Consider the following 12,397-nt stretch of genomic DNA (forward strand, 5'->3'; position numbering starts at 1 on the left):
CGCAGCGGTGAAACGATCAGGCATGCGACAGTCATTTGCGCTGGTTCGACAGCTTTACCCTCTGCCAAGCGGAGGCTGGGCGGTTTTGGTTAACATTGTCGGCTTATCGCGTCCGTGGCGTCACAAGCGCTGGCGATGCGTGCAGTGGCTCGGGCCAAACGCTCGAGCGACGTTTCCCCGATCCCTGAAGGAAACCCTCGCGATTTCTTGATTTTCTGCCTGTGGTACTCCCCTCTATGACTCGTTTGCAAGGCTCGGATCTCCTGGCCCTAGGCTTCATGACATTTGCGCTGTTTCTTGGCGCTGGCAATATCATCTTCCCGCCCAGCGCCGGTTTGGCCGCAGGGTCGAATCTTCTGCCGGCGGCGCTCGGTTTCCTCCTTACGGGCGTGGGCTTGCCCTTGTTGACCGTGGTGGCGCTGGCTCGCGTTGGCGGCGGCATGGACAGCCTGACCGCTCCGCTCGGCAAGGTGGCCGGCACGGCGCTGGCGGTGGCTGTCTACCTCGCCATTGGCCCGTTGTTCGCCACGCCGCGAACGGCGGTGGTCTCGTTCGAAATGGGCATCGCGCCCTTCAGTGGCAACGAACCACTGCCGCTGATGCTCTACACCATCGCCTATTTCTCCGTGGTGTTGTTCCTGTCGCTGAATCCTGGGCGCCTGGTCGACCGCATCGGCAAGTTCATTACGCCGGTTCTGCTGGCCGCACTGCTGGTGTTGGGTAGCGCGGCGCTGTTCGCCCCGGCGGGTGGCCTGGGTGAAGTGCAGGAGAGCTATCGTGAGGCGCCGCTGGTGCAAGGGTTCCTGCAGGGTTACCTGACCATGGACACGCTCGGTGCGCTGGTGTTCGGTATCGTCATTGCCAGTGCCATTCGTGATCGAGGCGTCAGCGAAGCCGGGCTGGTAACGCGCTATTCGGTGATCGCAGGCGTCATCGCCGCCACGGGGCTGTCGCTGGTGTATCTGACGCTGTTCTACCTGGGCGCGACCAGTCAGGGCATCGCAGGGGATGCGCAAAATGGCGTGCAAGTGTTGACCACCTACGTGCAGCACACCTTCGGCACGCTCGGCAGTCTGCTGCTGGCGGTGGTCATCACCCTCGCATGCCTGACCACTGCCGTTGGCCTGCTGACGGCGTGTGGCGAGTTCTTCAGCAAGCTGCTGCCGGTTTCCTATCGCGTGGTGGTGATCACATTCGGCGTATTCAGCCTGGTCGTTGCCAACCAGGGGCTGACTCAACTGATCAGCTTCTCCGTTCCCGTATTGGTCGGCCTGTACCCGCTGGCCATCGTGCTGGTCGCTCTGAGCCTGGCCAGTGGTCTGTGGCGCTCGCAGTCACTGGTCTTCGTGCCGGTGATGGTGGTGACCCTGATTTTCGGCGTGGCCGATGGTCTGGCAGCATCGGCTTTCGGTGACTGGGTGCCGGCATGGTTCGGGCAACTGCCCATGGCCGACAAGAGCCTTGGCTGGCTGGTGCCGGTGTTGATCACGCTGGCTGTGGTCTTCCTGCTCGACCGTATCGTCGGTACCCGACAAGCCAAGACTGCCTGAGCCGGTTGAGCTCACGAGGCTCCTGCTAGGTTTTGCAAACGCCGCTATTTCGCGGCGTTTTACTTTGCCTTTTATCGAACCGGGACGTTGATGCTCTGGCTATAATTCGCGGCAGTCTTACAAGGAGTTGGCATGCCCATCAGCGACACTCACCTGCTTCATGTTCTCGCCGCGCTCTGGTTCGTCCTGTGCTGGGGCGGCTACACCCGTTATGCCTCGTGGAAGGGCCGCACTACGCCGTGTCTGGCCAGTGTTCTGCATCTGTATCGCGAAGACTGGATGCGCCGCATGCTGCTGCGCGAGAACCGCATCGCCGATGCCAACGTGATCGGCAACCTCGAGCGCAACGCCTCGTTCTTCGCCTCCAGCACGCTGATCATCCTGGCCGGTATTCTCACCGTGCTTGGCGCTTCCGACCGCGCGCTGTCACTGCTGGCCGACATTCCGTTCGTGCAGCCGGCCAGCCGGGGTCTTTCCGAGATCAAGCTGCTGTGCCTGGGCGTGATCTTCGTCTACGCCTTCTTCACCTTCAGCTGGTGCATGCGCCAATACAATTTCGCCGCGGTGCTGGTGGGCTCCGCGCCCATGGTCGGTGAGCGTCACGTCACCGAGCAGGAGCGCCGCGCTTTCGCCGAGCGGGCCGCGCGGGTGATTTCGATGGCGGCCAACCAGTTCAACTTCGGCCTGCGCGCCTACTATTTCGGTATGGCGACCCTGGCATGGTTCATCAACCCCTGGTTCTTCATGCTGGTCACTGCCGGTGTGGTGCTGGTGCTGTATCGCCGCGAATTCCACTCAGATGTTCTGGAAGTGATGGTCTACACCCCCACGCCGGCTGCCGAGGCGGCCAAGGAGAAAAGTGAATGAGCTTACCGTTCTGGTGCATCTTCATCAGCGCCCTGTTGATCTTCATCGCCAAGGCTCCGGTGGCCAAGGCGATGGCCGAGGAGGGTAGCGGTCGCTACGACAATCATCATCCGCGTGCCCAGCAGGCGCGTCTGACTGGTTTCGGTGCGCGTGCGCTGGCCGCGCATCTGAACAGCTTCGAGGCTTTCCCGCTATTCGCCGTCGGTGTGCTGATGGCCCATGTCACCCAGACCTATGGCGTTCTGGTCGATGTGCTGGCGGTCACCTTCGTCGTCAGTCGGGTGCTGTATCTGCTGTTCTACTGGTGGGATCTGCACTGGCAGCGCAGCCTGGTGTGGATCGTCGGTCTGGCCTGCAGCCTGTTGCTGATGCTGACCCCGGCACTGAAATGAAAAAGGCCCGCATGATGCGGGCCTTGTTCATTCGGGCAGGTTTATTTGCCGTCAACCGCATCCTTGGCTTCATCACCGGCGTCCTTGATGGCGTCGGCGGCGTCGCTGGCTGCGTCCTCAATCTTCTCGCCCGTGGTGGGCTCGTTGCCCAGGGCCTGGTTGGTTTTCTGCTCGATGGCTTCGCCGGTGTCTTTGGCGGCGTCACCCAGGTTCTCCATCGCTTCGGAGACTGACTCTTTGGCCGACTCCATCTTGTCTTCCGGAGTTTTCTCGCAAGCAGCGAGACCCAGGGCAGTGGCAAGCAGCAGGGCATAAGTCAGAGGTTTATTCACGGTAGCACTCCATGTCTGAGAGTTATGGGCGCAGGGCTGAGCCCGTACGCAGTGCTTGGAGCCGCACGAGAGTGATGAAGTTCCCGATTCGCTTACGCGAATGCCGACAACGGGCGTAGGCGCTATCATGCTTGGCCCTTGCGCAGCACTGACGACAACAAGGAACTCGTGGATGGATGCACTGCTGATAATCGGTGGCCTGCTGTTGATACTTACCGGCCTCGTCTGGCTGGTGATGCGGGCTTTTTCCACCAGCCTCCTGTGGGGGTGGGGCAGCCTGATCCCGCCGATCACGCTGTTCTATGTACTGCGCCATTGGGCCAAGGCGCGCAGTGCCCTGATGCTGGTCGGGCTGGGGATCATTCCGCTGGTCGTTGGCCTGACGCTGCTGGCCAACAAGGACGCCGAACGCCTGGCTGCGATCCTGCGTCTGGATTGGCTCAAGGCCGAGGAAAAAGCGCCAGCCGAACTGGCCATCGAATTGCGCGGTGAGCTCAATGGTGAGCCCTTCCAGCCCCAGCAGGGCGAGTTGATCGACGGTGTGCTCAGCTTGCGCGAGGGCAGTGATTTCTTCGCCCTGCGCGAGATCAACATTCGTCTGGCCAAGCTGTCGGGTGACCAGGTTCGGGTCGATGTGCTGCCACAAGATAGTGGCGATCTGCCCGAAATCGAGCTGAGCTGGTTGCTGCCCGAGCAGGATCTCCCCGAGGCCAGGCGCCTGAATCATGGCTACACCCTGCATCTGGACTTGCGCCCCGAGGCCCCCAATCGCCTGATCGGCGATTTTCACCTGGTGTTGCCGCCACGCTTCAAGACCAGCCTGAGTGGGCGTGTGGAGCTGTACCGCGATGGTCTGCGCTACCGTGATGGCCGTGTCGATCGCAGTTACGACTCCACCGACACCATTGCTCATGTGCTTCACGACTACCTGCAACGGCGCTTCGCAACTGCACAGGTCGATTCCTTGAAGCTGCCGGTGTTTCGCTTTACCGGTGAGCCCCTGGATCTGCAGGTCGAGGCGCGAATCGATCAGCGTCTCGAGCATTTACCCGTGCGGCTGATCAAGCATGCGGGGCAGGGCTGGGGCGTGGAGGGTGATCACTATGCACCGTTGGCCGTGGCCAGCCCCGCGCCCAAGGTGAGCAGCGCGAGCACCGAGGAGCTCCCCGTCAATCGCCCTCTGGATCGGCGCCAGCGCTTCAGTCTAGCGCGCCTGCAGCGCAATCCCGAGCAGTACCGCAACCTGCTCATGCGCCTGAGTCGAACCACTGGCGGCACGGTGGAAGGGCGTTTCGCCGGTCTCGATGCCGACGGCAGCGTGCGCCTCAATCAGCAGCTCGGCAGTGGCGGTGGCCAGGCCAGCTTCAGCTTCAAACCCGAAGAGATCGCCAGCCTGCAATTGCTGGAGCCTTGAAATCCATCGGGCTGGCCCCATCTGTAGGTCATCCGCCGCCGTAGCGGTTCCTGTCCTACAGATGGAGTTAGAACGACGATGAGTGTGGAAACTCAAAAAGAGACCCTGGGCTTCCAGACCGAGGTGAAGCAACTGCTTCACCTGATGATCCATTCCCTGTACTCGAACAAGGAAATCTTCCTGCGCGAGTTGATCTCCAACGCTTCCGACGCCGCCGACAAGCTGCGTTTCGAAGCGCTGGCCAAGCCCGAGCTGCTTGAAGGCGGCGCCGAGCTGAAGATTCGCCTGTCCTTCGACAAGGACGCCAAGACCGTCACCCTCGAAGACAACGGCATCGGCATGAGCCGTGATGAAGTCATCGCGCACCTGGGCACCATCGCCAAGTCCGGCACCGCCGATTTCCTGAAGAACCTGTCCGGCGACCAGAAGAAGGATTCACACCTGATCGGCCAGTTCGGTGTGGGCTTCTATTCGGCCTTCATCGTCGCTGACACGGTCGAGGTATTCACCCGTCGCGCCGGTCTGTCCGCTGCCGAGGGCGTGCACTGGTCGTCCAAGGGCGAGGGTGAGTTCGACATCGCCACCATCGACAAGGCCGAACGCGGCACTCGTATCGTTCTGCACCTGAAAGCCGGCGAAGAAGAGTTCGCCGATGGCTGGCGTCTGCGCAACATCGTCAAGAAGTACTCCGACCATATCGCCCTGCCCATCGAGCTGCCGAAGGAGCACCACGGCGAGGAGAAGGACAAGCCGGCCGAGCCCGAGTGGGAAACCGTCAACCGTGCCAGCGCCCTGTGGACGCGCGCGCGCAGTGACGTGAAGGACGAGGAATATCAGGAGTTCTACAAGCATATCGGCCACGACTTCGAGAACCCGCTGACCTGGAGCCATAACAAGGTCGAAGGCAAGCTGGAGTACACCTCGCTGCTCTACGTGCCGGGCCGTGCGCCGTTCGATCTGTACCACCGCGAAGCACCCAAGGGCCTCAAGCTCTATGTGCAGCGTGTGTTCATCATGGATCAGGCCGACGAATTCCTGCCGCTGTACCTGCGCTTCATCAAGGGTGTGGTCGATTCCAACGACCTGTCGCTGAACGTATCCCGTGAAATCCTGCAGAAAGATCCTGTGATCGACTCGATGAAGTCGGCGCTGACCAAACGTGTGCTGGACATGCTGGAGAAGCTGGCCAAGGACAAGCCGGACGAATACAAAACCTTCTGGAAAGCTTTCGGCCAGGTGCTCAAGGAAGGCCCGGCAGAGGACTTCGCCAACAAGGAGAAGATCGCGGGGCTCCTGCGCTTCGCCTCCACTGCTGGCGAAGGCGACGAGCAGAGCGTGTCGCTGGCCGACTACCTGGGCCGCGTCAAGGAAGGCCAGGACAAGATCTACTACCTCACTGGCGAAAGCTACGCGCAGGTCAAGAACAGTCCGCACCTGGAAGTCTTCCGCAAGAAGGGCATCGAGGTGCTGCTGCTCACCGATCGTATCGACGAGTGGCTGATGAGCTACCTGACCGAATTCGATGGCAAGCAGTTCGTCGATGTCGCTCGTGGCGACCTTGATCTGGGCAAGCTCGACTCGGAAGAGGACAAGAAGGCCCAGGAAGAAGTCGCCAAAGCCAAGGAAGGGCTGGTCGAGCGTCTCAAGGGCGCGCTGGGTGAGCAGGTCGCCGAGGTGCGCGTCTCGCATCGTCTGACCGATTCGCCGGCGATCCTGGCCATTGGCGAGCAGGATCTCGGCCTGCAAATGCGGCAGATCCTCGAAGCCAGCGGGCAGAAGGTGCCGGACGCCAAGCCCATCTTCGAGTTCAACCCGAGCCACCCGCTGATCGAGCGCCTGGATGCCGAAGCCGATGAAGATCGCTTCGCCGACCTGTCGCACATCCTCTTCGATCAGGCCGCTCTGGCCGCAGGTGACAGCTTGAAGGATCCGGCGGCCTACGTGCAGCGCCTGAACAAGCTGCTGGTGGAATTGTCCGCCTGACCGGCTAAGCTCATGAAAAGCCCGCTTCGGCGGGCTTTTCTATGGGCGCCATCGCATAGGTTCAATTGACAAGCGCCCCTGCGTCGTTTGTGATGCTGGCATTTGGCTAGGTACTAGCCTGTCTACCGGGGTTGTATGTCGATTTTCGAACTGATGTTCATCATGGGGGGCGATCCCAGCGTCCTCGTACTCAGCAGCTATGACCCCGTTCTGGTGCTGCTGTCGCTCGTCATCGCCGTCTTCACCGCCGGGATGGCCTTGCAACTGGCCGGTGAAGCCCGTGACAGCAGTCACCCGCTGGCACGCCAGATCACCATTCTGACCGGCTCGCTGGCGCTGGGCGGTGGTATCTGGGCCATGCATTTCCTCGGCATGCTGGCGTTCGAACTCTGTGCCACGGTGCGCTTCGATCTGGGCATCACGCTGCTTTCGATGCTGCCAAGCCTGGCTGCGTCCTGGGTGGCGCTTAGCCTATTGGCACGGCGGAATCTGAGCCTGCTGCAGTTGTGCACGGGCGGCGTACTGGTCGGCGCCGGCATCGGCGCGATGCACTATTGCGGCATGGAGGCCATGCAGATGGCGCCCTTGCTGCGTTATGACCCCTGGATGTTCGCCCTGTCCATCGTCGTGGCGGTGGCTTTGGCAATCCTTGCGCTGTGGGTGCGATTCGGCCTGGAAGGCCGCTTGCCGGCGCTCTGGGCGCTGTTGATCAGTGCCCTGGTAATGGGGCTGGCGATCAGTGGTATGCATTACACCGGTATGGCGGCTGCACGTTTCGTTGGTACGCCGGAAAGCAATGCGCCGATTGCCATCGTCGACAGCGGCTATGTCGCCGGTGCCATCAGCCTGTTGACCGTCGCGCTCACGGTTTTCGTCGTGGCGGTCAACACTTTGCTGCGCTACCGCCGTCTCAGTCGGCAGCTCAAGGTCAGCGAACAACACCTGCGTTCGATCTTCGATACGGCGCTGGATGCCATCGTCACCGTGGATTATCAGGGCGTCGTACGTTCGGCCAACCGTGCGGTCACGCGTTTGTTCGGCTGGGAGCCGGATTCGCTGGTGGGCATGCACATGAGCGCGCTGATACCTCAGCGTCTTGTCGCTGAGGTCGATGGACTGCTCAGCGACTATCTACGTACCGGACAACTGTCCATGGCCAATGGTGAGCAGGAACTGATCTGTGTCACCCGCGATGGAGAAGAGAAGCCGGTGCGGATCAGCGTCGGCATCACCCATGCCGGTATTCGCCCGCTGTTCGTCGTCTTCGTTGCCGATATCAGCGAGCGGCAGAGCATGGAGAAGGCGCTGCGCGAGAGCGAGCAGCAATATCGCTCGCTGATCTCGAACATTCCTGGCGTTTCCTTCCGCTGTCTGCTCGACCGCGACTGGACCATGCTGTTCATCAGCGATGCGGTGCAGACGCTGACCGGCTGGAGCGCCGATGACTTCATCAGCAGGCGTTGCTCGATCGCCGAGTTGTATCACCCTGACGACTATCAACCGGTGGCCGAGGAGGTGGTCGCGGCGATCGAGCAGGGGCGCAACTACACGGTCGAGTACCGGCTGTTTGATCGTGACGGTCGTGAGCACTGGATCTGGGAGAGTGGCAGTGCCGTATGCGGTGAGGACGGCATCCCCAAGTGGATCGACGGCGTCTTGCTCGATCAGACCGAGACCAAGCGCCGCAATGCCGAGTATGAAGGCAAGGTCACCGCGATCAGCAAGGCCATGGCGCTGATCGAGTTCGATCTGGACGGCAACATTCTGGATATCAACGAAAACGCGCTGCAATTGCTTGGTTATGAGCGTGACGAGGTGATCGGGCATCACCATGCCATGTTCTGCGATCCGGCGCTGGTCGCCAGTGATGCCTACCGGCAGGGCTGGGAGGATCTGCGTGCCGGTCAGTTCCGTGCCGGCGAATATTGCCGCATTGGCAAGGATGGTCGCGAGGTCTGGATTCAGGCGAGCTACAACCCGATTCTCGACACCGACGGCAAGCCTTTCAAGGTGGTCAAGCTGGCTACCGACCTGACTCCCAGGCGACTGATGGAGCAGGAGCTGCGAACCGCGCGTGATCGCGCCGAGGCGGCGGCGGCGGCGCGTAGCAGCTTCCTGGCTAACATGAGCCACGAAATTCGCACGCCGATGAACGCCATCATCGGCTTCACCGAGCTGCTGCTGGATACGCCGCTGTCCAGCGAGCAGCGTCGCCATCTCGGTACCGTGCAGCATTCGTCGCGCTCGCTGCTGGGCTTGCTCAATGACATCCTCGATACGGCCAAGCTCGACCGCGGGGCTATCGAACTGGAGCAGATCGACTTTTCCCTGCGTGAGTTGTGTGAGCAAGTTTGCGCCAGTCAGCGGTTAACCGCGGAGAACAAGGGGTTGAGCCTGCATCTGGAGTATCCGGCGGAGGTCGACGAGTACTTCTGCGGCGATCCACTGCGCCTGCAGCAGGTGCTGACCAACCTGCTCGGCAATGCCGTCAAGTTCACCCAACAGGGCGAGGTGCGCGTACGCGTTTCCGGCAAGGCCGGCGCGATGCGCCTGGCCGTGCTCGACACGGGCATCGGTATTGCAGCCGAGCGCCTGGAGAAGATTTTCGAGCCGTTCGCTCAGGCTGATGCATCCATGAGCCGCCGTTTTGGCGGGACAGGGCTTGGAACCACCATCTCACGCCAGTTGGTGGAGCTGATGGGCGGGCATTTGCGTGTGGAAAGCACCCTCGGTGTGGGCAGTTGTTTCAGCGTCGAGGTGCCGCTGCGACTCGGCAAGCGCCTTGCTCCCCAGCAAACGCATACGTTGCCGAGCCTTGGCCAACTGAACATTCTCGCTGCTGACGATGTGCCGCAGAATCTGGAGCTGTTGCAGATCAACCTGCAGCGCCTGGGGCATCGTGTTCGCGGGGTCGCGGATGGTGAACTGGCGCTTGCTGCGTTTGCCGAAGAGCCCTTCGACCTGATCCTGATGGACGTGCAGATGCCCGGTATCGACGGTCTGGAGGCGTCACGCCGGATTCGTGCGCGGGAGGCGGCGGAAGGCCGTGATCCGATCCCCATCATCGCCCTGACTGCCAGTGTGCTCGACCATGATCGCCAGGCGGCGTTGGATGCCGGCATGAATGCCTTCGCGTCCAAGCCTCTGGATCTCAATGCGCTGCTCTGGGAAATCGCGCGTCTGCGTGGCCTTACGGACATGCCAGGTGCCCTGGCCAGTGTGGTACGTAGCGAAGGATTGTTCGACTGGATACGCGGCAGCCGCCTCTGGGGCGGGCCGCTGCGCATGGCCGAAGCGATCGCTGCGTTCATCGACGAGCAGTCTGGTTTAGTCGCACGCTTGAGCATGCTGGTCAGCGCCCGTGACTGGGAGGCCGGGCGCGCCCAGGCGCACCGTCTGCATGGCGCCGCAGGCAACCTGGCGCTGACTGGCTTGACTGACCTGGGCCGGGCGCTTGAGCAGGCCTTCGAGGCTCAGGATGAAGTACGGCTGCGGGAACTGCTGGGAAGTCTCGAACACGCGTTGCAGGCGGTGGCCGAGGTCGTGCCTCAGGTGCCGGAGAAGGACGCCAGCAACCGCCCCCAGGACGTACAGGCGCTACGCGAGGCGTGCCTTAAGTTACGCGCGGCGCTGCAACGCGGCGGCCTCGATGACGAGGCCATGGCCGTGCTCGATGACGGGCTGGCGGATGCCGGAACATTGGCGCTGATTCGCCAGGCGCTGGATGATTTTGATTTCGATCAGGCGCTCGATGCGCTGGATCAGCTATTGCAGCAGTTGCAGGAAGAGGAAACCGCCCCATCATGACTCAAACCCACGACACGCGGCCCTTGCTGTTGCTGGTCGATGACGAACCGACCAACCTTCAGGTGTTGCGTCATATCCTGCAAGACGACTATCGCCTGCTGTTCGCCAAGGAGGGCGTGCGCGCTCTGGAAATGGTCGAGCGGGAAACGCCGGATCTGATTTTGCTGGACGTGATGATGCCAGGCATGACCGGTTATGAAGTGTGCCAGGCGCTCAAGGCCAATGCGGTGCTGGCCTCGATCCCGGTGATCTTCGTTACCGCGCTGGGCGATGTGGACGACGAGGCGCGTGGTTTCGAAGTCGGCGCGGTGGACTACATCACCAAGCCCGTCAGCCCCCCCATCGTGCGTGCACGGGTGCGCACGCACCTATCGCTGGTGCGCCTCGACGAGCTGAAACAGACGCGCCTGGAGATCGTCCAGCGCCTCGGCATGGCGGCCGAGTACAAGGATAACGAGACCGGCCTGCACGTGATCCGCATGAGCCATTTTTCCAAGGTGCTGGCGCTGGCTGCCGGCTTCAGCGAGAGCGCGGCCGAGGAGTTGCTCAACGCTGCGCCGATGCACGACGTAGGCAAGATCGGCATTCCCGATGCGGTGCTGCGCAAACCCGGCAAGCTCGACGATGAGGAATGGCAGGTGATGCGCCAGCATGTCGAGATCGGCGCGCGCATCATCGGTGAGCACAGCAGCGGGCTGCTGCATACCGCCCAGCGCATTGCCCTGTCGCACCATGAGAAATGGGACGGCAGTGGTTATCCCAATGGCCTCGCCGGCGAAGAGATCCCACTGGAGGGGCGCATCGTCGCCATTGCCGATGTGTTCGATGCATTAACCAGCGTGCGCCCCTACAAACAGGCCTGGCCGGTGGACGAGGCCGTCGCCTTCCTGCGCGAGCAGAGTGGTCGGCACTTCGACCCGCGCCTGGTCGAGCTGTTCATCGAATGCCTGCCGCAAATCCTGCAGATCAAGGAACGTTGGGCCGAAAAGGGTGCCTGATCATTTTGTCCAGAGCCGCTCATCCATGGCGCGTGCGCTATGCCAGAGCAGCTCACTCATTCACCCCTGAGGAAGCTAACCCATGCAGAAGAAAACCCTGGCGCCGCTCCTGTGCGCAACGCTCGGTGGCCTGGCCGAGGCGGCGGTGGTGGCCAAACCCGTGCCTTACGAAATCGACGGTGAAGCCTTCGAGGGCGTGCTGGTCTATGACGATTCGGTCAGCACCCCACGCCCTGGGCTATTGGCCGTACCCAACTGGATGGGCGTGAACGAGGACACGGTGAAGAAGGCGGCGCGCGCTGCCGGTGACAAGTACGTGGTGTTTCTCGCCGATATGTACGGCAAGTCCATTCGCCCGAGCAATGCCGACGAAGCCAGGGCGGCCGCGACGACGGTGCGTAGCGACCGGGCACTGATGCGCAAGCGCGCCCAGGTAGCGGTCGAAGTGCTCAAGGCACAGAGCAGCGAGGTGGCGCTGGATGTCAGCAAACTGGGCGCCATCGGATTCTGTTTCGGTGGTGGCACCGTGCTGGAGCTGGCCCGTTCGGGGGCGCCACTGAAGGGCTTCGTTTCCTTCCATGGCAATCTGGACACTCCCAATCCGGCCGATGCCCAAAACATCAAGGCGCCGGTGTTGGTGCTGCACGGCGCAGATGATCCGGCCGTGCCGCAGGCGCAGGTCGACGGCTTCATCGCCGAGATGAAGGCAGCCAAGACCGACTGGCAACTGGTCAGTTATGGCGGTGCGGTGCACTCGTTCACCAACCCCAAGGCCAACGTGCCGGGCTCTAATCAGTACCATCCGATGGTCGCGGCGCGCGCTTTCAAGGCGATGAACGACCTGTTCGACGAGGTGTTTGCCGAGCAGTGACGGCCGCTTCGATGCTGCGTTGAAGGCAAGGTTGCGCTCCCTAGGGCAGCTTTTTCAGGTTCTTCATACCGGGCTGGCAAGTTTGTGTGTTGGCTTGTGTTGGTGTTCTGGACGCCGCTTTGGATGTCTTCAGATATTCCGGGTTTCGCCCCCTCGGGCGACTCACTTTTCTTTGAAATGCGC

At 61.8% G+C, this 12,397-nt stretch carries 9 protein-coding genes; 8 read left to right on the forward strand and 1 reads right to left on the reverse strand.

Translation table 11 applies throughout. The features are described from left to right. Positions 1–236 precede the first annotated feature (236 nt). From brnQ to ACODS1_RS19505, 3 genes are all read left to right on the forward strand, one after another. Complete coding sequence (brnQ, locus tag ACODS1_RS19495; RefSeq protein WP_489086957.1) at positions 237–1,550, forward strand: branched-chain amino acid transport system II carrier protein; 1,314 nt, start codon at positions 237–239, stop codon at positions 1,548–1,550. A 132-nt stretch (positions 1,551–1,682) separates the two neighbouring features. Further along, complete coding sequence (locus ACODS1_RS19500; protein ID WP_322977960.1) at positions 1,683–2,417, forward strand: DUF599 domain-containing protein; 735 nt, start codon at positions 1,683–1,685, stop codon at positions 2,415–2,417. Further along, entirely contained in the window at positions 2,414–2,809 is a 396-nt protein-coding gene (locus ACODS1_RS19505) for an MAPEG family protein (RefSeq protein ID WP_489086958.1), read from the forward strand. The genes ACODS1_RS19500 and ACODS1_RS19505 overlap by 4 nt, the downstream gene beginning before the upstream one ends. A gap of 41 nt (positions 2,810–2,850) precedes the next feature. On the opposite strand, the gene ACODS1_RS19510 is transcribed toward ACODS1_RS19505, so the two are convergent. Then, positions 2,851–3,141: a hypothetical protein gene (locus ACODS1_RS19510; RefSeq protein ID WP_322977958.1), complete on the reverse strand. Its 291-nt coding sequence runs from the start codon at positions 3,139–3,141 to the stop codon at positions 2,851–2,853. A 172-nt stretch (positions 3,142–3,313) separates the two neighbouring features. Between ACODS1_RS19510 and ACODS1_RS19515 the strand changes: the two genes are divergently transcribed. From ACODS1_RS19515 to ACODS1_RS19535, 5 genes are all read left to right on the forward strand, one after another. Continuing rightward, the gene (locus ACODS1_RS19515) at positions 3,314–4,555 is read left to right on the forward strand and encodes an MFS transporter (protein WP_489086959.1); all 1,242 of its coding nucleotides are present in this window, start codon (positions 3,314–3,316) and stop codon (positions 4,553–4,555) included. A 78-nt stretch (positions 4,556–4,633) separates the two neighbouring features. Beyond that, positions 4,634–6,538 (forward strand): molecular chaperone HtpG, encoded by a 1,905-nt coding sequence (htpG, locus tag ACODS1_RS19520; protein WP_489086960.1) that lies wholly within the window; start codon positions 4,634–4,636, stop codon positions 6,536–6,538. A gap of 135 nt (positions 6,539–6,673) precedes the next feature. Beyond that, on the forward strand, positions 6,674–10,345 hold the full coding sequence (locus ACODS1_RS19525) for a PAS domain S-box protein (RefSeq protein WP_489086961.1): 3,672 nt from the start codon (positions 6,674–6,676) through the stop codon (positions 10,343–10,345). Next, positions 10,342–11,343, forward strand: a complete 1,002-nt coding sequence (locus ACODS1_RS19530) for an HD domain-containing phosphohydrolase (protein WP_489086962.1) — start codon at positions 10,342–10,344, stop codon at positions 11,341–11,343. The genes ACODS1_RS19525 and ACODS1_RS19530 overlap by 4 nt, the downstream gene beginning before the upstream one ends. An 82-nt stretch (positions 11,344–11,425) precedes the next feature. Beyond that, positions 11,426–12,214 carry a dienelactone hydrolase family protein gene (locus tag ACODS1_RS19535; RefSeq protein ID WP_489086963.1) on the forward strand — a complete coding sequence of 263 codons (789 nt, stop codon included), beginning with the start codon at positions 11,426–11,428 and terminating at the stop codon, positions 12,212–12,214. Positions 12,215–12,397 lie beyond the last annotated feature (183 nt).

The organism is Pseudomonas sp. FG29 (genome assembly GCF_057809355.1).